Source organism: Roseiterribacter gracilis (assembly GCA_018332375.1).
Lineage (GTDB): Bacteria > Pseudomonadota > Alphaproteobacteria > BOG-932 > Roseiterribacteraceae > Roseiterribacter > Roseiterribacter gracilis.
The window spans coordinates 3,643,736-3,663,252 of the sequence record BOPV01000001.1 but is presented as its reverse complement, the minus strand read 5'-3'; the positions used below and the strand labels follow the sequence as shown (position 1 = coordinate 3,663,252).

General features: G+C 64.4%; 18 protein-coding genes and 1 tRNA gene. 6 read left to right on the top strand and 13 right to left on the bottom strand.

Annotation, left to right across the window (positions count from 1 at the left end):
• Window positions 1–29: 29 nt before the first annotated feature.
• The 7 genes from TMPK1_RS18285 to TMPK1_RS18255 all read right to left on the bottom strand — a co-directional run bounded on the left by TMPK1_RS18285 (window position 30) and on the right by TMPK1_RS18255 (window position 10,058).
• Window positions 30–524: a chemotaxis protein CheW gene (locus TMPK1_RS18285; RefSeq protein WP_420244849.1), complete on the bottom strand. Its 495-nt coding sequence runs from the start codon at window positions 522–524 to the stop codon at window positions 30–32.
• On the bottom strand, window positions 521–3,154 hold the full coding sequence (locus TMPK1_RS18280) for a hybrid sensor histidine kinase/response regulator (protein WP_420244847.1): 2,634 nt from the start codon (window positions 3,152–3,154) through the stop codon (window positions 521–523). The genes TMPK1_RS18285 and TMPK1_RS18280 overlap by 4 nt, the downstream gene beginning before the upstream one ends.
• 74 nt (window positions 3,155–3,228) lie before the next feature.
• Entirely contained in the window at window positions 3,229–3,636 is a 408-nt protein-coding gene (locus TMPK1_RS18275; protein ID WP_420244846.1) for a response regulator, read from the bottom strand.
• A gap of 166 nt (window positions 3,637–3,802) precedes the next feature.
• The gene (locus tag TMPK1_RS18270; protein WP_420244844.1) at window positions 3,803–4,453 is read right to left on the bottom strand and encodes a response regulator; all 651 of its coding nucleotides are present in this window, start codon (window positions 4,451–4,453) and stop codon (window positions 3,803–3,805) included.
• Window positions 4,450–7,515 (bottom strand): hybrid sensor histidine kinase/response regulator, encoded by a 3,066-nt coding sequence (locus TMPK1_RS18265; protein ID WP_420244842.1) that lies wholly within the window; start codon window positions 7,513–7,515, stop codon window positions 4,450–4,452. The genes TMPK1_RS18270 and TMPK1_RS18265 overlap by 4 nt, the downstream gene beginning before the upstream one ends.
• 111 nt (window positions 7,516–7,626) lie before the next feature.
• Entirely contained in the window at window positions 7,627–9,306 is a 1,680-nt protein-coding gene (locus TMPK1_RS18260) for a methyl-accepting chemotaxis protein (protein ID WP_420244840.1), read from the bottom strand.
• 128 nt (window positions 9,307–9,434) lie between these two features.
• Complete coding sequence (locus tag TMPK1_RS18255; RefSeq protein WP_420244838.1) at window positions 9,435–10,058, bottom strand: histidine phosphotransferase family protein; 624 nt, start codon at window positions 10,056–10,058, stop codon at window positions 9,435–9,437.
• Between the two features lie 22 nt (window positions 10,059–10,080).
• Between TMPK1_RS18255 and TMPK1_RS18250 the strand changes: the two genes are divergently transcribed.
• The gene (locus TMPK1_RS18250) at window positions 10,081–10,257 is read left to right on the top strand and encodes a DUF3553 domain-containing protein (protein ID WP_420244836.1); all 177 of its coding nucleotides are present in this window, start codon (window positions 10,081–10,083) and stop codon (window positions 10,255–10,257) included.
• Here the strand turns inward: TMPK1_RS18250 and TMPK1_RS18245 are convergent.
• Window positions 10,254–11,846: an alpha/beta fold hydrolase gene (locus TMPK1_RS18245; RefSeq protein ID WP_420244834.1), complete on the bottom strand. Its 1,593-nt coding sequence runs from the start codon at window positions 11,844–11,846 to the stop codon at window positions 10,254–10,256. The two genes, TMPK1_RS18250 and TMPK1_RS18245, sit on opposite strands and share 4 nt — an antisense overlap.
• Window positions 11,847–11,904: 58 nt before the next feature.
• Between TMPK1_RS18245 and TMPK1_RS18240 the strand changes: the two genes are divergently transcribed.
• Window positions 11,905–11,992 (top strand) — tRNA-Leu (locus TMPK1_RS18240).
• Between the two features lie 93 nt (window positions 11,993–12,085).
• Here the strand turns inward: TMPK1_RS18240 and TMPK1_RS18235 are convergent.
• Window positions 12,086–12,835, bottom strand: coding sequence for a competence/damage-inducible protein A (locus TMPK1_RS18235; RefSeq protein ID WP_420244832.1), 750 nt, complete (start codon window positions 12,833–12,835; stop codon window positions 12,086–12,088).
• 107 nt (window positions 12,836–12,942) lie between these two features.
• Here TMPK1_RS18235 and map point away from each other — a divergent pair, with 107 nt between their 5' ends.
• The 3 genes from map to TMPK1_RS18220 all read left to right on the top strand — a co-directional run bounded on the left by map (window position 12,943) and on the right by TMPK1_RS18220 (window position 15,377).
• Window positions 12,943–13,767: a type I methionyl aminopeptidase gene (gene map, locus TMPK1_RS18230; RefSeq protein ID WP_420244831.1), complete on the top strand. Its 825-nt coding sequence runs from the start codon at window positions 12,943–12,945 to the stop codon at window positions 13,765–13,767.
• Window positions 13,768–14,511: a JAB domain-containing protein gene (locus TMPK1_RS18225; protein WP_420244829.1), complete on the top strand. Its 744-nt coding sequence runs from the start codon at window positions 13,768–13,770 to the stop codon at window positions 14,509–14,511.
• Window positions 14,512–14,585: 74 nt separating this feature from the next.
• Complete coding sequence (locus TMPK1_RS18220; protein ID WP_420244827.1) at window positions 14,586–15,377, top strand: CPBP family intramembrane glutamic endopeptidase; 792 nt, start codon at window positions 14,586–14,588, stop codon at window positions 15,375–15,377.
• A gap of 64 nt (window positions 15,378–15,441) precedes the next feature.
• Here the strand turns inward: TMPK1_RS18220 and TMPK1_RS18215 are convergent, their stop codons facing one another.
• Genes TMPK1_RS18215 through TMPK1_RS18200 form a run of 4 tightly spaced genes read right to left on the bottom strand, consistent with a single transcriptional unit; the run spans window position 15,442 to window position 17,852 of the window.
• A complete protein-coding gene (locus TMPK1_RS18215) occupies window positions 15,442–16,659 on the bottom strand; it encodes an MFS transporter (protein WP_420244826.1) in 1,218 nt (405 codons plus the stop codon).
• A gap of 13 nt (window positions 16,660–16,672) precedes the next feature.
• Window positions 16,673–17,065, bottom strand: a complete 393-nt coding sequence (locus TMPK1_RS18210) for a GFA family protein (protein WP_420244824.1) — start codon at window positions 17,063–17,065, stop codon at window positions 16,673–16,675.
• The gene (locus TMPK1_RS18205) at window positions 17,062–17,496 is read right to left on the bottom strand and encodes an SRPBCC family protein (protein WP_420244822.1); all 435 of its coding nucleotides are present in this window, start codon (window positions 17,494–17,496) and stop codon (window positions 17,062–17,064) included. Before TMPK1_RS18205 ends, TMPK1_RS18210 begins: the two co-directional genes overlap by 4 nt.
• Window positions 17,493–17,852 carry an ArsR/SmtB family transcription factor gene (locus TMPK1_RS18200; protein WP_420244821.1) on the bottom strand — a complete coding sequence of 120 codons (360 nt, stop codon included), beginning with the start codon at window positions 17,850–17,852 and terminating at the stop codon, window positions 17,493–17,495. Before TMPK1_RS18200 ends, TMPK1_RS18205 begins: the two co-directional genes overlap by 4 nt.
• A gap of 100 nt (window positions 17,853–17,952) precedes the next feature.
• Here TMPK1_RS18200 and TMPK1_RS18195 point away from each other — a divergent pair, with 100 nt between their 5' ends.
• Window positions 17,953–19,515 carry a DUF1800 domain-containing protein gene (locus tag TMPK1_RS18195; protein ID WP_420244820.1) on the top strand — a complete coding sequence of 521 codons (1,563 nt, stop codon included), beginning with the start codon at window positions 17,953–17,955 and terminating at the stop codon, window positions 19,513–19,515.
• Window positions 19,516–19,517: the final 2 nt, after the last annotated feature.

Below are 19,517 nucleotides of genomic sequence, written 5' to 3'. Positions count from 1 at the left end.
AGTCGCAAACGCCAGGGCGAATCCAAGCCTTATGCGGCCTCGGCGCGCGTGAAGTCGAGCAGACGTGCGACATCGACGACCACCAGCAGGCGACCTTCGAGCCGATGGATGCCCAGCGAGACCGAACGCCAGCCCGAATCCAGGGTCGGCGGATTGGCCTCGAGACGATCGGCCGGCAGCGACAGAACCTCGCCCACTTCATCGACGATCAGGCTGTACAGCTCGCCGCCATGTTCGACCACGATCGACATGGCGCGGTGATCGCCCTGACGCTTGACGAGGCCGAGGCGCGTGCGCACGTCGATCGCGGTGACGATGCGGCCGCGCAGATTCAGCGCACCGGCGACTTCTTTCGGCGCCAGCGGAATGCGCGTCACGCGTTGCGGACCCAGCACGTCCTGCACCTGCAGAACCGGAATGCCGAACAGCTGGCCATCGACGATCGTGGTTACGTATTCCGCGACGTCGTGGCTGGCGTGTGCCAGGGCGTTGCCGCCCGACAATACGATTTCTTTCCCGCTCATGCGGCGCTCCTGTGCTCGGCAAGCGTTTCGGACAGCGCTGCGAGCAGCGCGTCGCGGTCAAGTTTGGCAACGTAGTCGTCAAAGCCGGCAGCGCGGCCGCGATCGAGATCGGCGGGCGATGCGTGGCTCGACAGCGCGACGACCGGCGTGCTGCTGACGCGCGCGTCGCTTTTTATCTTCTCGGCGAATTCGAAGCCCGACATGCCGGGCATTTCGATGTCGCTGACGATGACGTCGAACCGTTCGCCACGCTCCACCAATTCCAAGGCGGCAAGCGCGCTTTCGACGGTGGTGACGTGATAGCCGGCGACCTGCAGCATCGGCGTCAGCAGATTGCGGAAGAACGGGCTGTCATCGACCAGCAGAATGCGGCGACCGGTGCTGCTGTTGCTGTGGCCGGTCTGATCGACATAGCGATCAACCGAACCGAACCAATCACGGAAGGCCTGCGTCAGCCAGAAGCCGGCATCGATCATGTCGGTGGCCTTGCCGGCCACGACCGCGCTGCCGATCACGCCCTGCTGATCCGACTGAAGCTGGATTTCGACCTGTTCGTCGACGATATCGACGATCTCGTCGACCAGCAGACCCATCGCACGTTCGCGGTCGGCGAACACCAGCGCCGGACAATGGCCCGTCGTCGCCAACGGCTTGGAATTGTCGAAACGGATCAGCGGCATCAACTTGCCGCGATACTGAATGACGTGCTGGCCGCGCGCCATTTCGATGTCTTTGAGATCGAACTCTTCGAGGCGGCTGACCAGCGACAGCGGCACCGCTTTCGGACCGACGCCACCGGCGCGGAACACCAGCAATGCAGTCGTCTCGTCGAGACCGGTCGCCTGCTCTTCCTGCTTGGCCATGGCGTTGCGTTCCGATGCGATCATTTCGCCGGTCGCCTGCGCGATGCCGTTCGGATCCAGGATCATGATCACCGAGCCATCGCCCAGGATCGTGTTGCCCGAGAACATCGAGATGTGACGCAGCAGCGGCGCCACCGGTTTGACCACGATTTCTTCGGTATCGAAGACGCGGTCGACGATGATGCCGAACGCGTAATTGCCGACTTGGGCGACGACGATGAAACGTTCGGAGTCTTCGGCTGCTGTCGGCTCGAGCTGCAGAATTTCCTGCAACGACACCAGCGGCAGCAGGCGGTCGCGCAAGCGCAACACCGCCGCGCCCTTGATGCGTTCGATGCGGTTTTCACCTTCGGCCGCGCGTTCCGACGCGCGCACCAACTCGACCACCGACAGCTGCGGGATCGCATAACGTTCGCCCGCGCTTTCGACGATCAGCGCCGAGACAATCGCCAAGGTTAGCGGGATCTTGATGGTGAAGGTCGAACCCTGGCCGTAGACCGACTTCAGTTCGATCGTGCCGCCGATCTTTTCGATGTTCGTCTTGACGACGTCCATGCCGACGCCGCGGCCCGACACCGAGGTCACCGCTTCGGCGGTCGAGAAGCCGGCGCGGAAAATATATTGCTGGATCTGCGTATCGGTGAGCTGCGCCAGTTCGGCTTCGGTCGCGAGACCGTTCTTGATCACCTTCGCTTTGATCTTGTCGATCGGCAGGCCTTTGCCGTCGTCCGCGATCTCAACAATGATGTGCCCGCCCTGATGATAGGCGTTGAGCACGATGCGGCCGGTTTCGTGTTTGCCGCTATTGACGCGTTCGCTGGGCTTCTCGATGCCGTGGTCGGCCGAGTTGCGCACCATGTGCGTCAGCGGATCTTTGATCAGCTCGAGAACCTGGCGGTCGAGTTCGGTCTCGGCCCCGCGCATTTCGAGTTCGATCTTCTTGTTCAGTTCGTGCGCCAGGTCGCGCACGATGCGTGGCAGCTTGCCCCACGCATTTCCGATCGGCTGCATGCGCGTCTTCATGACGCCTTCCTGCAGCTCGCTGACGACCTGGTTCAGGCGCTGCAGCGGACCGGTGAATTCCGTTTCTTTCTGCTGGCGCAGGATCTGCAGCAGTTGATTGCGCGTCAGCACCAGTTCGCTGACCGTGGTCATCAGATTTTCGAGCAGATCGACGCCGACGCGGATCGACTGCGATGCAACTGCGCTTTCCTTGGCCGGCGCGCCATCTTGAACTTGCGGAGGTGCGGCGGGCACGGCAGCTGCGGCCTGGGTCGCCGGCAACGGGTGCGCGACTTCGGCTTCTTCGTGTTCGACCGCATGCGTAACCGCAGCGGCGATTTCTTCCAGAACGGCGCTGGCAGCGGCAGGCGCGCCGGATTCGCCGAAATCACCGTGTTCGGCACGATGCAGACGTTCGATCAGGTCGGCGTCGTTGCCGGCCGGTTCGGACCCGGTTTCTTCCAGCACCGACAGGATCGACTTGATGCGGTCGAGCGATTGCAGGATCAGCGTGACCGCCGGCGGCGTCACCACCAGCTCGCCGTCGCGGAATTTGCCGAGGACGTTCTCGCCGGCATGGGCCACCGATTCGAGGCGGGGCAGGCCGAGGAAACCGCACGTGCCTTTGATCGTGTGGACCAAGCGGAAAATCGACGAGAGCAGGCCCGGATCGTTCGGCTCGCGCTCGAGGCGCACTAGCTCGACGTCGAGCAGCGCAACGCTCTCACTCGTCTCGGTCAGGAATTCGCGAAGCAGATCGTCCATAGCCGGTCCTCATCCCCTGAATGCAGCTGGGGCCGGCGCCGAAGCTGGCCTTTGGATGTAACGAATGCGTTAAATCAGCTCGCCTTTACGGTGCCGTCGGCCAGGACTTGTTCGTCCATGCCCGGCAGGCGCTCGATTGCCCGCAGCAATTCGGCCGCGTCGACCGGTTTGCGGAAGACCTGGCGGGCGCCAAAGGCGGCCATGGCGCGCTCATACGGGTGCGAAATTCCACCAAATCCGCCGGTCACTGCGATGATCGGCAGGGCCGGCGCGTGGCGGCGGATCGCACGCGTAAATTCGACCCCATCCATCAGAGGCATGAAGACGTCGGTCACGACGGCATCGACCTCGGTCCCTTCGGCCAGGCGGTCGAGCGCGGTCTGCGCGTCGGTAAAACTATGCGGGTGGTGGCCCGCCCGACGCAGCAACGCCGTCATAAAGGCGAGGTGGTCCGCATCGTCATCAACTAGAAGAACTTGCATGGCCGGACCCTAGGGTCGGGCCGCCAACCGCGCAGTACGGCGTCGGTATAGGGCCTATATCCGTGCGGATATCCGGACTAATCCGCGACAGGAATCGTCGCGTTTGCGGTTGGATTCAGTCGGGAAGTTGCCGATCGCGAGCTGTGCAAACGTTTGATTCACCAACTCAATCGCCCAACAGTCCTGCACGGACCGCGATCACCGCAGCTTCCGAACGCGTGCGCGCGCCGATTTTTCGGAAGATCTGCTGCAAATTGACCTTGATCGTGACTTCGGCGAGTTCGAGTTCGCGCGCGATTTCTTTGTTGGTCAGGCCGCGCCCGATCGCGACCAGGATCCGGCGATCGCGCGGCGACAGCGATTCCATCCAGCTCGGCACCGCACGCACCGGCGTGTCGGAGGCGATTTCGTCGCCGCTTTCCTCGTCGAGCACGGTTTCAAGCGGCACGTAGGTGCCGCCGGCAAACAGAATTTCCAGCGCTGCAGCCAGCGCCGCAGCCGGCAATGTCTTGGGAAGAAAGCCGCGCGCGCCGGCTTTCAACGCAGCGCGCACTTCGCGCGGCCGCGCGACGCCCGACATCATCGCCACCGGACATCCCGGGAACGCCGCAACCAGACGCGGTACGCCTGCATCGATCGTCATGCCCGGCATTTGAAAGTCGACCACGATCAGGTCGTAGCGGCCGTGGAAGGCCAGCGCTTCTTCCAGCGACGCCGCTTCATCGATCGTGGCACCGGGAATCAGACGCTCGACCTGCCCGCGTACAGCTTCGCGGTAGAGCGGATGGTCGTCGGCGATCAGAAGGCGTTTGTTCATGCGGCGAACAACGAGCGTGCGGTGCGCGCCATCGTTTCCGGCGGCACGGGTTTCAGGACAAACGCATCGGCGCCGGCTTCGCGCGCGATCCGTTCGGTCGCGCCGTCACTATAGCCGGTGGTCAAAATCACGCGCACCGCCGGATCGGCGGCCTTTGCCAGCGGAATCAGCGCGGTGCCGCGCATGCCCGGCATCACTTGATCGGTAATCAGCACTTGGAATGCACCCGGTTTCTCCCGCAGCCAGGCCAGCGCCTGGCCGGGTGAATTGGTCGCCGCCACAGCGAAGCCCAGCCGCTTGAGGCCGATGCGCATCGCGTCGAGCAGATCTTCTTCGTCGTCCAGCAACAACGCTGCGATGGCTGGCCCGGGCGTGCCGGCGACACGCGTGCCCAGCGTCGCCACTGCAGCCGGCGCGTCGACTGCGGGAAGATAGACGTCAAACACGGTTCCATCGCCAGGCGTCGAACGCACCGCATAGGCGCCGTCATGTGCGAGCAACAGACCGTGCACGACCGCGAGACCGAGGCCGGTTCCGCGCGTGCGATCTTTGGTCGTGAAGAACGGTTCGAAAATCTGGTCCAACACATCCTGGCGAATGCCGCAGCCGCGATCGCGCACGCGCAGCCGCGCATAGCGCTGGCCGATTGTCAGCTGCCCCGATTCCAGCCGTGCCGTATGGAAACTTCCGTCGGTTTCGCTGACCGCGAGCGGCGACGATCCGACCGGCGTGATCTCGGCCAATTCGATTTCGATCGTGCCACCATTTTCGGGCAGCGAGTCGTTGGCGTTGACGCACAGATTGACCAGCACCTGCTGTAGCTGGGTCGCATTGCCGTAGACATGCAGCTCGCGCGAGCTTGGATGCACGATCAGCTGCGTCGAGGCCGGCAACAATCCTTGCAGCATGTCGCGGCCTTCGCGGGCCCATTCGGTCAAGCCGACCGGCATGCGCGCCGCCCCTTCGGCGCGCGAAAACGCCAATATCTGCATGACCAATTGGCGCGCGCGCTCGCTCACCGACAGAACGCGCATGGCGTAACCGTGCTGCTCGCTGCCTTCGTCGAGATCGTCGACCAGAAAGCCCGCGAATCCCATAATCGCGCCCAGCAGATTGTTGAAGTCGTGCGCCATGCCGCCGGCCAACCGCCCGATCGCCTCCATCTTGGCGGCTTGGGTCAGCTGCATCCGCAGCGTTTCTTTTTCTTTCTCGCTTTCGAGTTCGACCGAGATGTCACGCCAGGTCGCAACCGAACCGCCATCGGCGAGCCGCCGGTGCAACACGCGCACTTCGGTGGTCGATCCGTCGAGGCGCGTCCATGGGACCGTATGCGCCGTTTCGCCCGCGCTTGGCGCGGGCATCTCGGGCAGCAGCTGCATCGCGTGTTCATCGAACAGATCGCCCGGCGACAGGCCGATCTGGTCGTAGGCCGCGCGATTGGCGTACGTCACCAACCCGTCGGCATCGAAAATCAGGATCGCGTCGAGCACCGCGTCGAGCGATTCGAAATTGCGCTGGCGCAGATGCGACAGCATCGCCATGCCGACGATATTGCCGGTCGCGCGCGCGAAGATCTGTTCTTCCAGGCTCCAGCTGCGCGGCTGCGCGTCATAGAAGAGAATCAAACAGGCATAACGCGCGTCGATCGGAACGCGGACGATCAGACCCGACCGTGCGTCGGCATTGTGCAGCAGGTTGGCCAGGCTCGGTTCGACATGGCTGAGGTCGACGTCGGGAATCAGGATCGTCGACGCCGCCTGCATCTCGCCTTCGATGCCGATCAGATCGGACCAGCGCAGCACGAGATCGCCCGGCGACATGCCGGCGCCGGGCTCGTAATAGCCCAGGCACTCATAGAGACCCGCCGCGTGATCCGAGAGCGAGATCGATGTGCGCGATCCGCCCATGCCGGCATGTAGCAACGGCAGCGCTGCTTCGGTGATTGCGGCGAAGGATTGCGATCCGTCGAAGCGCAGTCGCAACAATTCGAGCAGGGCGTCCTGATGCTTGGCCAGCATTTCGCGCCGCTGCTGCAGCAGGTCGGCGGCGCGATGCGCGTCGGTCACATCGACGACGGTGGTCTGGATGGCGCGGCTGCCGCGCCACATCGTCAACCGGATCTCGGCGTCGATCCAGATCGTCGATCCGTCGACGCGCCGTGCGCGACGATCGCCCATGAAGGTCGGAACGCCACGCGGATCGGTCTGCAGCCACAACATCTCGTCTGATGGCGGGCGTCCGCTTTGCGTCACCACCAGCGGCGCAATCGTGCCCGCCTGAATCACTGCTTCGGCAGAGGCATAGCCGTAGATGCGTGCGAAGGTTTCGTTGGCAAAGATCGGCTTCAAGCCGTCATGGATCAGCACGCCTTGCGTCGACCCATCGAGAATGTGCCGCAGCGAGATCGCGTTTTCTTCGATCGTCAAATCCTTGTCGGCCTGACGCGCGATGAAATCGCTGACCCAACCGAACGCGATCGTGACCACGCCCAGCACGGCCATGACCAACAGCGAGCCGTCGCCCAGCATCTGCGACAGCGTACGGCCCGGAATCATCAACACCGATGGCACGACGAAGACCGGCCATTGCGTGACGGCGATGAACAGATAGATACGCGGTCCGCGAGTCAGCTTGCCGCGATCGATGGCGTAGCGCAGTGCGCGTGCCAGCAGGAATGTCAGCGCAATATTGGCAACGCCGGCGCCCGCCGCCGCATCGCCAAATCCACCGCGCACCGCCATCGCGACCGCGGTCACAACTAGGCTGGGCAACAAGGGCAGGTCGAGCGTCGCGAAACTGACGATGACGTCGCGCACGTCGAGCTGCCCGACGGTCGCAAGCTGGACTGGGTTTAAGAGCGTCAGCGTGACCAGCACGCTCATCAGCACGGTCGCAAGGAGCAGCGCCAGCCAGGCGCCCGAACGGCGCCAGGTTTGTAACAGCCACGCATAGGCCACGGCGCTGATCGCCAGCAGCGACACTTGTCGCGCCAACGCGCCGATCGCTTGCAAGGTCAGCTCCAGCCCGGTTCCGCCGAGCGAAGCCTGGTCGATCCCCAGCATCAATAGTCCCGCGGGCAAGAAAGCCTCGTGCACCCCTAAGGCGCGCACGAGGCTCCTTACAAACCGTGAACAATCACGCGAATGCGCGACTTGTTCGCCAGATCCTGCTCGTCAGGCTGCTTCGCGGATGTTGCCGAGGAAGGTCGCCACACGCGCCTGCAATGTTTCAGCCTGCTGGCTGACATCCTGCGCCGCGGTCGTGACCTGGGTTGCCGCCTCGCCCGTATCGGTCGCCGCCCCCTCGACCGCAACGACGTCGCTCGAGACGCGCTCGACCCCGCGCGCGGCCTCTTCGACGTTGCGCGCGATTTCGCGTGTCGCAGCACCCTGCTGTTCGACCGCAGCCGCGATCGTGCCGGCAATGTGGCTCAGCCCTTCGATGGTCGACTTGACCAGATCGATCGCGGCAACCGCCTTGCCGGTCTCGGTCTGAATGTCGCCGATCACCGACGAGACTTCTTCGGTCGCTTTGGCGGTCTGGGTGGCGAGGCTCTTCACTTCGCTGGCGACCACCGCAAAGCCCTTGCCTGCTTCGCCGGCGCGGGCCGCTTCAATCGTGGCGTTCAGCGCCAGCAGATTGGTCTGGGCGGCGATATCGCCGATCAGGCCCACGACCTGGCTGACGCGCTCGGCTGCGTCGCGCAACCCGTGCATCGTCGTGGTGGTGGTTTCGGCCTGGGTCACCGCGTCCTGCACGCGGCGATTGGAGTCCGCCACCTGCCGCGTGATTTCCTGGATCGAGACCGACAATTCTTCAGTCGCGGTCGCGACCGTCTGCACGTTGCCGCTGGTCTGCTGGCTGGCGGCCGACACCGACATTGCCTGGTGCGTCGCACGCTCGGCGATCGACTGCATCGAGCCGGCGGTCGAATTCAGCTCGGTCGCAGCCGCCGACAAGGCGCTCAGCAGGCTTTCGATCGTGCCTTCAAAGCCGCGAATCTCGGCCGCAACGATGGCCTGGCGCGCTTCCTTGGCCTGGCGGGCGGTCTCTTGTTCGGCGGTCAGGCGCTCTTTCTCGATCGCGTTGGCTTTGAACACGGCCAGCGCGCGCGCCAAGGCGCCGATTTCGTCTTCGCGCTTCTCGCCGATGACCTTGGTCGTCAGATCGCCGCCGGCCAGATGGCTCATCGCGGCCGTCAGTTCGCTCAACGGTTTCAACACGCCGCGCAACATGAAGGTGATCACGACGCCGCAGAGCGCCAGCGCAATCACGATCGCGACGCCGACGGCGATGCGCGTGTTGGCGTACGTGCGCTCGCCGTCATCGGCTGCGTTCTTGCCGCCGGCGACGTTGAAATCGAGCAGCTTCTGCAGGTCGGTGCGCAGCACGCGGAACTGGTCGCGCATTTCGGTGCGGTAGAGTTTTTCCGCCTTCGGCATGTCGCCGGCGTCCTGGGCGGCGCGGAAGCCGACCACGATCTGCATATAGCCGGCCCAGGCCTTTTTTGCGGCGGCGGCGAGCGTTGCCTCTTCGCCCGGCGTGATCAGCTTTTCGTAGGCGGCCCAGCTCGAGTCGACTTCTTTCAGATAGCCGTCGACCAACTTGCGTTCGCTGGCGAGCTCTTCCGCATTCTTGGACATGGTTGTCGCGGCCTGGTTGCCGCGGACGCGCTCGACGTTGCGCATCAGCAGGCCAAGTTCGCGCGTACCGGGAAGCCAGTTGTTGCGAATGTCCGCCGCGCTGTCATTCATCGACGACATGCGATTTACGGCGACAATTCCTAACGTCGCGGTCGCCAGCAGGATCACGGCCAGGCCTAAAACGACTTTTGCGCGTACGGTTTTCAACACGACCATCTCCTCGGCTCAAAGCTACGAGTGCGGTCTATCAGCGCAATTTGCGTGACGTGTTAGTGCATTCGGGTTGGTGACAGCAGCGATCGGATATTCAGATATCCGTCCGTATAGCGTCGTGCGCGTTACGCAGCGCTAAGACGCAAGGACAGGCTGTCATTCGCGCGGGACACGACAAGTGACAGGCCATAGCTCCGCGCAAGCGCGGCTGCGTACGCCGCGTTCACATCGTGTGCTTCTGCACTTGTCGCGGCGGGAAGCGCAGCACCCAGCCATGCTTCGCCTGCACCTTTGAGCGTCGGATTGCGCCCGACTGCTGTCACAACGATCACGTCGCCGTCGCGTGTGACCTGCAACGCGCCTTGTCCTGGCAAAGCTTCACCGCCTAGCAACACTGCGTTCAACAGCAGCTTGGTTGCACCACGTCGTTCGAGCAGCGGTGCGTCGACCGTCTCGGGCCAGTCGAGCGTAATGCGCGTGCCTTCGAACCAGGCCAGCGCGGCGACGCGCACCGGGCCAGGGCCCGTTTCGGCACCGGCCGAGCCCCAGGCCAGACGCAGCGCCTGGACCCGGCGGGTCGCCTGTCGGGCCGCACCTTCGATCAGGTCCAGCGCGTCGTCGTCCATCCCGCCCTCGCGGATCAGTTCGACGCCATTTGAAATCGCGCTGAGCGGGCTGATCAGGTCATGCAGCAGCCGCGAACAGAGGAGTTCGACGAGCCGCGTATCAATGGAAGAAGCGTTGGCCATGGGCATGTCTTAGCATGCTGGGATGTCGCAGGATCCAGACCTAGTACCAGGCGCACGCGTCCGCCACCCGACCGAAACCGACTGGGGCGTGGGCCAGGTCCAGTCGGTCATTGGACCGCGCGCGACCGTAAATTTTCCGCATGCCGGCAAAGTCGTCATCGACACCAGACATGTCAGCCTGGTGGTCGTGCGCGACTAGCCCCAGTCGTTGCCCGGTAGGCGCCGCAGGATCGGCGCCGTGACCGCGGCGGCAGCCCGCTCGAAGTCATAGTCGAGCGTCGCCAACATCGCGGCGCGCCCGGCCGCACCGGCTTTCAGCATGTCGACGGCGCGGTCGTGAATCGTCTGCGTGTCGATGGCGGTCGCGATGCGCGTTTCGGCACGCCGGTCGAACCATGGAAAGAACAAGCCGCGATCGCGTGCAACGTGCCAGGCGCGGCTGAGATGGCCGCCGTGAAAATCGGGATCGAGCGGCGGCGCGTCCTGCGCCCGCATCGCGTCGCGCAGCGCCGCATCCGACGGCGGCAGGTCGAGCAGCGCCAGACGATGCACCAGCGGCGGATCAAGCCGCGCCAGCTCGAGCGCTACCGCAGCACCGAACCCGCGTCCGATCAGGTCGCAGCGCTGCACACGCGCCGCATCCAACGCGTCGCGCAGCACGCGCGCCGTGGCCGCGATGCCGTCGGCGTGCAGTTCCTCGCTGTCGCCATGTCCCGGCAGATCCGGAACCAGCACGCGACGGCGCCCGATCCAGGGTTGCGCCAGGGCGGTCAGCGCACGGCCGGATTCACCGGCGCCATGCAGCAGCACGATCGGATCGCCTGCCGCGTCATCGTTCCGGCGTAGCCGCATCGCACCGGCATAGTCGCCAATCCATGCGCTGCGTCGCGCTTGTGGTGCGGGCGGTGGCGGCGCGATGCCGGCACGATGCCGCGCCAGGATCTCAATCAGTTTCACTGTCGCAAGTTCCGGCGTTGCACAACGCTCGATGCGAATGTTGGATGCGAGCGACGGCAACCGATCGAGATGCCGGTACAGCGGATCGGCTTCGTAACTGACGATGTAATGCGCGCCGGGGATGTGCGGCAGTGAATCGACGCCGCGATAGCGAAAAGCGGCGCCGTACGCGCTGCGATAGGAATCGCCGGCATCGAGGAACGCCATTGCCGTTGCATGCAGCTGCGCCGGCGTGCCGACCGTCAACGACAGGCGTGCTGCGTCGTCCTGCTGATACCAAGGGTAAAAGATCTTCTGGTCTTTCACTCGCGACCACAGCCACGGAAGATGCGTGCCGTCGGCGAGCGGAACGAACGGCGGCAGGTAGTTTGCCAGCGTCTCGGCGCGCTCTTCGTCGGTTTGGCAAACGAACCCGCCGACGATCGTGACGGTGGCGCGCGCAGCATGGCGGCGCGCAAATTCATTCGCGATGCAGCCGCCGGTGTGAAACCCGTAGATGCCCGCGGTTGCGATGCCGGTCGCATCGAGAAACGCAGCGACGTCGTCGGCGAGCGCTTCGATCGTGACGTGCGCGCCCAACGGATGCGGATCGGACAGGCCGTAGCCGGCCATATCGGGCGCGAAGACGGCGAAGCCTTCGCCGGCCAGGCGCCGCAACAGCGATTCGTGTTCGCGCGACGAGGTCGGCGATTGATGCAGCAGCACCACCGCCGGCCCGGCACCTTCATGCCGGTAATGGACTTGCCGGTCCCCGATCGTGGCGAAGTTTCTCTGCACGGCCTGATCGAACGCGGTGCGGGGCTCATCGACAAGCTGAACCGGCAACGCCACCGTGCAATGGCCCCGGTGTTGGCGCCGGGCCTGACCATGTCTAGTGTCGCGCCCTGCCGCGGGCGTGGCGAAATGGTAGACGCAACGGACTTAAAATCCGTAATCGGGAAACCGATGTGCCGGTTCAAGTCCGGCCGCCCGCACCAACCTGCGCTGCGCAGCAGTGCAGGTTGATCCCCCGAAGCTTTAGCGTAGGGGGACTACGCTAGCTCCGCAGCTTCGGTTGGCGCGCCACCTACTTACTCCGCAACAGGTTCGTCGCCTTGTGCGCGGCACATTGCGATCACGGCGTCGGTCGCTTGCGTCAACGCAGCCGCGTCGGCGCTGCGCAGGACCAGTGCGACTCCGCCTTGGCCGAGGCGGAACCATGGATACGACCCGATCTCGACCGCTGCATATGTCTCTGCGATTGCAGCGAGCGGTTCGGCGATGCGGCTTTCGAACAAGGCGGTGCGCACGGTGCGCTTGTCGCGCGGCGCGCCGCCCAGCAGCGACGGTTCAAGCTGGTCGTACATCGCCTGCAAGATTTTCGGCACGCCCGCGAGCACGAAGACATTTTCAACGCGGAAACCCGGTGCGGCCGAGACTGGATTGTCGATCAAGCTGGCGCCTTCGGGAATGTCGGTCATTTTGAGACGCGGCGGCGTCAGATGTTCTTCGCCGCCGTAATGCACGGTCAGGCGACGCACCGCTTCGGCATCGCGCACCAGCTTGCGGCCAAACGCGCGCGCGACCGCGGCTGCGGTCAGATCGTCATGCGTCGGCCCGATACCGCCCGACGTGAAGACATAGTCGTACCGCCCGCGCAGCGCGTCGAGTGCGGCAATAATCTCGTCCTCGACGTCGCGGACGACACGGGCTTCGGCGAGGCGGATGCCGCGCGCCTCCAGCCGTTCGGCCAGAAACGGCAGATTTGCGTCCTTGGTCCGGCCCGTCAGGATCTCGTTCCCGATCACCAGGATTGCGGCCTGCACCAGCGTTTCGCTCATCGCTTTTCCTGTCTCTTTGGCGCAGGGCGCGCTTTTGGCTTGCCCGTCCCGGCCCCATCGCCCATGTCTCGGATTGCCCCAAGCGTACCCAAGAGCCTTTTCACCTCATGACCTACCCGCAGCCGGCGCCGCAGGAAACCGCGGACGAAAACCGGATCCCGCTCCACGGCCCCGAAGATTTCGAGGGCATGCGCAAGGCCGGCCGCCTGGCTGCGGCGCTGCTCGACCATATCGTGCCGATGATTGTGCCGGGCGCGGTGACGAATGAGATCGACGTCGAGATCGAACGCTATATGCGCGAGCACGGCGCCATTCCGGCGACGCTCGGCTACAAGGGCTATCCCAAGTCGAGCTGCATCTCGATCAACCACGTCGTCTGCCACGGCATTCCGGGCGCCAAGCGTCTGATGGACGGCGACATCGTCAATATCGACGTCACGCCGATCCTCGACGGTTGGTATGGCGACACCAGCCGCATGTACGAAGTCGGCAGCCGCGTGCCGCTGCGCGCCAAGAAGCTGATCGAAGTCACGTACGAAGCGATGATGCGCGGCATCGAAGCAGTGAAGCCGGGCGCAACGTTGGGCGACGTCGGTCACGCCATTCAGGCGCACGCCGAAAAGAATCGGTTCTCCGTCGTGCGCGATTTCTGCGGTCACGGGCTTGGTCGCGTCTTTCATGCGCCGCCGTCGGTGTTGCATTACGGCCGTCCCGGCACCGGTCCTGAATTGAAGACGGGCATGTTCTTCACCGTCGAGCCGATGATCAATGCCGGCCGTTACGAAGTGAAAATTCTCGATGACGGCTGGACCGCCGTCACGCGCGACCGTTCACTGTCGGCGCAGTTCGAACATTCGGTCGGCGTGACCGAGACCGGCGTGGAGATTTTCACGCTCTCGCCCGCCGGCCACACAAAACCGCCTTACGCATAAATGCAGCGTCGCGCCCCCGCACCGGTTCCACTCTATGAGGATCCGCTAGCGGGCACGCACGACGCCGTGTTGCGGCCGCATTGGGAAGGTCATCGCGACCGTTTGCGCGCAAGGCTGCTAGCCGGCGGCGACGCGCTGCCCGATTACGAAATTCTCGAAGCGCTGCTCTTCGCCGCCATTCCGCGCATCGACGTAAAGCCGCTGGCGAAAGCATTACTGGCCGAGTTCGGTGGGCTTGGTCCCTTGCTGGCTGCAACGCCCAAAGCGCTGGAAAAATCGGCGCTCGAAACCCGGCCTGCGGCGCGCGCGTTGCTGAAAGCGGTGCACGCAGCGTCGTTGCATGTCGGCACACGCGAATTGTCCGACGACGTATTGGCGTCGTGGGGCGCGGTCGAGCGGTATCTGCAACGGCGCCTCGGCGCCGAGCGCAGCGAGCAAGTCCGCGTCCTCTATCTCGATCACCGCAACCGTCTGCTTGCCGATGAAGCGCAGGGCAACGGCACGGCGGTCGCTGCGCCGCTCTATCCGGTTGCGGTCGCGCGCCGCGCCGTGCAGCTCGACGCCAAGGCGGTGATCCTGGCGCACAATCATCCGAGCGGCGATCCAAACCCCAGCCGCGCCGACGTGGAGACGACGCGCGCGGTGCAGCGCGCGCTGACCGCGTTGGAGATCCAGCTTCACGATCACGTCATCGTCGGCGCCGGCAAACCGGTTTCGATGCGCAGCCTAGGGCTGCTCGACTGAACCCGCCCAGCATCATCTTCACCGCCGGCTGGGCTGCGATTTTTCTCGGCGCGCTGGTGGCATGGGTGCCGCGGATGCGGCGTGTCTCGCTTGCGCTGTTCGCAACCGGCTACGTGCTCGCCTTTGCTGCAGGCGATCTCGACGTGCGCGCGCTTGGTGCAATCGCGTTGCTGGTTGCAGCCGGATGGGCGGTTCGTCCGGCGCATGCGCAGCCGCTGCGCATCGCGGGCCACGTTCTGTTCATTTTGCTCACGATCGGCTGCATGCAGCATTTGCTGCCGGGCTTCTTCAACACGCGCGTCTTCGGGCCGGCGCCGGTTACGCCCGACGGGCTGCCCTACAGTCTCTGGCTCAATCTCGACAAGCCGCTCATCGGCATCTGGGTCATGTGCGCGATTCCGTGGGTCGAGGAGCACAAGCCGGTCTGGACGTGGTTGCGCACCGGATTGATCGCATGCGCGGCCGTCGCTTTGACCTGCCTGGTCCTCGCCTGGGGCGCGAGCTTCGTGACGTGGGAGCCGAAAGTTCCGTCGATCTGGCTTCTCTGGTGTCTCGACAATCTTCTGCTGGTGACCTTCGCCGAAGAAGCGCTCTTCCGCGGCTATGCGCAGAGCGGATTGACGCGCGTGCTGGGCGGGACGGAAATCGGCGACTGGCTAGCGCTGGTGCTGGCGACGCTCTTGTTCGGCATGGCGCATGCGGGCGGCGGCGCGGCGTATATGTTGTTCGCGACCATCGCCGGTGCCGGGTACGGCATTGCCTATCGCAGCGGCGGTTTGCAGGCCGCGCGCCTCGCGCATTTCGGCGTCAATGCGCTGCACTTTTTCCTGTTCACCTATCCGATGTTGGCAACCGCGCGCGACTAAATCCCGTGGCCGCCGATCGGCGTGGTGACGTTGTAGGCGCCCATCGACGCATCATCGCGCTGGCTTATGCGGCCGAAGCTTCGCCGAAAATACGTTGCCGCTGTTCCTTCGCGAACGGCTTGAAGGTCAGCGAGATCAGAAACGCGCCGAGGCCAAGACCCCAGGCTCCGAAATAGAGCCACGTGTAGCTGGCGAAATGATCGTAGAGCAGGCCGCCCGCCAGCGGCCCCGTTGCCATGCCAAGACTGCCCGCCATCGCAGTGCCGCCGATGATCGTTCCCATCATGCGCAGCGGAAAATTCTCGCGCGCAAGCACAGCGTAGAGCGGCATCACGCCGGCATAGATGAAACCGAACAGCGCAGCGACGGCATAGAAGGCGCCGAGATCGCGCACGAATGCATAGGCCAGCGCGCCGAATGCTTGCGCCAGCAGACCCAACACCAGCACGCGCTTGGCGCCGAACCGGTCGCCGAGAAAACCGAACGCAACGCGCCCGCCCAGACCCGCGAGCCCTTCGACGCTGTAGATCGTCACCGCAGCGATCAGCGGGATGCCGCAACTGACCGCGTAGCCGACGGTGTGAAAGATCGGACCGGAATGGGTGGCGCAGCAGAAGAAGTTGGTCAGCAGGAGAATGATGAATTGCGGCGTCCGCACGGCCTGGCGCACCGACATCGGCGGTTGCGCCCCGTCTGGTGCAGGCGCTTGGTCCAGTGCCGGCGCGCGACGGATCAACAACGCAGTCGGAATCATTACGGCAGCGGCGAGCGCCGCGATGATCTGCATCGAGGTGCGCCAGTCATTGCCCGACACCAGCCAGGCCGCCAACGGCGACATGGTCATCGGCGCCATGCCCATGCCGGCCGAGACGAGCGACACGGCCAGGCTGCGATGCGTTTCGAACCAACCAGTCACGCAGGCCATCATCGGCGCGAAGATCGCAGCGGTCGCTGCACCGACGAACAAGCCGAAGACGAGCTGAAACTGGATCAGCGACGTCGCCTGGCTGGCGAGGCCGAGGCTTGCTGCCAACAGAACCGACCCGAACAACACGACCGGGCGTGCACCGAACCGGTCCGACAGATTGCCCCAGACGATGCTGCCGAAAGCCAGCGCCAGAAATCCGATCGTCATCGCGGTCGAAACGCCGGTGACCGACCAGCCTGTGTCTTTGGAAATCGGAACCAGAAACACCGGCAGCGAAAACATCGCGCCGATCGCCATACAGCCCAGCAAGCCGCCGGCAGCAACGATCACCCAGCGATATGAAGACGTTTCCATCGTTGCTCCGGGCTTAGAGATGTGACGTCACGGCGGGCGGACTGCCCCAATCATTGTCCCGCCCATTTTCATACGCGACCGGTGCAGTGGCGCGTTCTTCGTCGCTGACGTCGAGACAAGCGACGTTGATTGCGTAGAGGCCGCCCTGCATGTCGACCGAACCGAACGGCTTCACGCCGCAAGTTGCACAAAAGATGTGATGCACGTTGTGACTGCCGAACTGATATTCGGTCGTCGCGTCGCCGCCTTGCAGCAGGCGGAATTCGTCTTTGGGCACGAACGCTTTCCAGAAACGATGTTTGGCGCAGATCGAGCAATTGCACCGGCTGGTACCGGCCTGCAGATCCAGCGCCGCTTCGAACTGGACGGCGCCGCAATGGCACGCGCCGCGATAGGTCCGTTTCATGGCGCGCCGAATGCCCGTTCCAGCTTGTCGAAGCTGCCGCTCCATCCCGCTTGATGACCGTCGCGCGTCTTCTCGTCCTGGAATTGCGCATGGGTGAAGGTCATCGCCGTACCGTCGCCGTCGGGCTGCAGCAGTACCGTCACCAAGGTCTCGACTTCGTCCGCGTCGCTCAGCCATTGCCAGGTGAAGATAAGCTTTTCGTTGGGCACGATCTCGCGATACGTGCCGCCACATTCGTGTTCGTCGCCGTCCAGCATGCGAAACTTGACCCGGAAGGCTCCGCCGACGCGCAGGTCTGCTTCGGCGTGCAGCACCGGACCGTCATCCGGCCCCCACCATTGTCGGATGTTCGCGGGATCGGTCCAGGCGCGGAACAGCTTTTCCGGCGATGCTTTGATGCGGCGCCGAATCGTCAGGCTCGGTTTGGTCATTTCTTTCGAGCTTTCTTTGTCGGCGGCTGGTCGCGTTCGACAAACGCGGTCAACCGGTCGAGTTGTTTGTTCCAGAATCGCTCATAGCGGTTGAGCCAAGCGACTGCCTCTTGCATCGGCTGCGCTATGAGCTGGCAGTTGACGGTGCGTCCGGTTTTCTCGCGCGTGATCAGGCCGGCATCTTCGAGCACGTCGAGATGTTTCATGATCGCGGGCAGCGACACCGGAAAGGGTCGCGCCAATTCGCTGATCGACACGCTGTCTTCTTCATCGAGTCGCGCCAGCAACGCGCGCCGCGTCGGATCCGACAAAGCTGCGAAAGTGCGGTCGAGCACCAAGGTCTGAGACTTAACCATCGGGTTAAGTATTAGACTGGGCGCACCTGAGTCAAGCCGCCATTCCACGTGCGAGGTTCGTGCAATCGCAGGGTTCGCCGGTAGAGATCGTGGAGTCGTCATGCCCGCAACGACACTCGCACCGTTTCTGGCCTGCACGCGCCTTGGGTTCGGCGCCAGCCCGCGCGACATCGAACGAATCCGCGCGCAAGGCTTTTCACGCTGGCTCGACGCGCAACTCGCGCCACCGTCGGGCGACGACGCCGACACGGCGTCGCGCATCGCGTCGGCACGGCTGCGCATCAAATACGCGGCCAATCCGGGCCAAGAAATCGCAGCAGTCGACGAAGCGCGACCGCTGCACGCGCTGGATCAATCGATCAGCGAAACCTGGCAGCTGCTCGATGGCGGGCAGAAAGTCGCGAACCAGGAACGCGTGCGCCCGCGCTACGAGCTGGTGGTCGCGACCTTGCTGCGCGGCATGCACTCGCCGTGGCAGCTGCGCGAACGCATGGTCGAATTCTGGCACGACCATTTCAACGTTCAGGGATTCGATGCGCAGGTCGCGGTCGCCTTGCCGACCTACGACCGCGACGTCATCCGTAAACACGCGCTGGGAAATTTCCGCGACCTGCTGGGCGCAGTCGCGCAGTCGACGGCGATGCTGGTCTATCTCAACAATCGCTCGTCACGCGCCGGCAGCGCCAACGAGAATTACGCGCGCGAGCTGTTCGAGCTGCATACGCTGGGGCGCGGCGCCTATCTCAACGCGCAGTACGACAAGTGGCGCGCCGTTCCGGGGGCACTGCAGGGCAAGCCGAGCGGCTATATCGACCAGGACGTGTACGAAGCCGCGCGCGCCTTTACCGGCTGGACGATCGAAGATGGCGGCACCGTCGCCAACGGGCGCAAATTGCCGAAGACCGGCCGCTTCACCTATGTCGACTCGTTCCATGACGGCTACCAGAAGCGCATTCTGGCGCGCGAGTTCGACCCGTTTCGTCCGGCCATGCGCGACGGTGAGGACGTGCTGGATCTCGTCGCCACCCACCCCGCCACCGCGAATTTCGTCGCCGGCAAGTTGGTGCGCCGCTTCATCGAGGACACGCCGCCGCCTGGCCTGGTTGCGCGCGTCGCCGACGTGTTTCGCCGCAACGCCAATGCGCACGACCAGATCGCGCGCACCATGCGCGCGATCGCGACGGCGCCCGAACTGACCGAAGCAGCCGGTCGCAAAGCGCGCCGCCCGGCCGAGCTTGTGATCGCCTTGGCGCGCGGGCTCGATCACGAGCTCACCGTCACCGACCAGTTCATCGGCGTGCTCGATGGATCGGGCCAGCGTCTGTTCGGTTGGCCTGCGCCAACCGGCCATCCCGACGATGCTGCGTCGTGGCTCGGGACGCAGGCGATGCGGCAACGCTGGCAGCTTGTGCTGGGCGTGTTGGAAAATTCCTGGGGCACCGGCGAATTCGACGCGCCGTCGCTGACGCCGTCCGGCACGCACACCAACGGCGAGATCGTCGCTGCGTGGCAGGAACGGTTGCTCGGCGCGCGCGATGCGGGCCAAGCGCAGGCAATCCTGACTGCGATGAAGCTTCCCGACGACGCGCCGCCGCAAAACGTGCAGCGGCTTCGCCGCATGGTCGCCTATGTCGCGATGAGTCCCGGCTTTCAGATGCGGTGATG

Bases quoted from the DNA above. Each gene is read 5' to 3' on its own strand.
- TMPK1_RS18285 (WP_420244849.1), bottom strand. From the start codon at position 524: ATGAGCGGGAAAGAAATCGTATTGTCGGGCGGCAACGCCCTGGCACAC.
- TMPK1_RS18280 (WP_420244847.1), bottom strand. From the start codon at position 3,154: ATGGACGATCTGCTTCGCGAATTCCTGACCGAGACGAGTGAGAGCGTT.
- TMPK1_RS18275 (WP_420244846.1), bottom strand. From the start codon at position 3,636: ATGCAAGTTCTTCTAGTTGATGACGATGCGGACCACCTCGCCTTTATG.
- TMPK1_RS18270 (WP_420244844.1), bottom strand. From the start codon at position 4,453: ATGAACAAACGCCTTCTGATCGCCGACGACCATCCGCTCTACCGCGAA.
- TMPK1_RS18265 (WP_420244842.1), bottom strand. From the start codon at position 7,515: ATGCTGGGGATCGACCAGGCTTCGCTCGGCGGAACCGGGCTGGAGCTG.
- TMPK1_RS18255 (WP_420244838.1), bottom strand. From the start codon at position 10,058: ATGGCCAACGCTTCTTCCATTGATACGCGGCTCGTCGAACTCCTCTGT.
- TMPK1_RS18250 (WP_420244836.1), top strand. From the start codon at position 10,081: ATGTCGCAGGATCCAGACCTAGTACCAGGCGCACGCGTCCGCCACCCG.
- TMPK1_RS18235 (WP_420244832.1), bottom strand. From the start codon at position 12,835: ATGAGCGAAACGCTGGTGCAGGCCGCAATCCTGGTGATCGGGAACGAG.
- map (WP_420244831.1), top strand. From the start codon at position 12,943: ATGACCTACCCGCAGCCGGCGCCGCAGGAAACCGCGGACGAAAACCGG.
- TMPK1_RS18225 (WP_420244829.1), top strand. From the start codon at position 13,768: ATGCAGCGTCGCGCCCCCGCACCGGTTCCACTCTATGAGGATCCGCTA.
- TMPK1_RS18220 (WP_420244827.1), top strand. From the start codon at position 14,586: ATGCGGCGTGTCTCGCTTGCGCTGTTCGCAACCGGCTACGTGCTCGCC.
- TMPK1_RS18215 (WP_420244826.1), bottom strand. From the start codon at position 16,659: ATGGAAACGTCTTCATATCGCTGGGTGATCGTTGCTGCCGGCGGCTTG.
- TMPK1_RS18210 (WP_420244824.1), bottom strand. From the start codon at position 17,065: ATGAAACGGACCTATCGCGGCGCGTGCCATTGCGGCGCCGTCCAGTTC.
- TMPK1_RS18205 (WP_420244822.1), bottom strand. From the start codon at position 17,496: ATGACCAAACCGAGCCTGACGATTCGGCGCCGCATCAAAGCATCGCCG.
- TMPK1_RS18200 (WP_420244821.1), bottom strand. From the start codon at position 17,852: ATGGTTAAGTCTCAGACCTTGGTGCTCGACCGCACTTTCGCAGCTTTG.
- TMPK1_RS18195 (WP_420244820.1), top strand. From the start codon at position 17,953: ATGCCCGCAACGACACTCGCACCGTTTCTGGCCTGCACGCGCCTTGGG.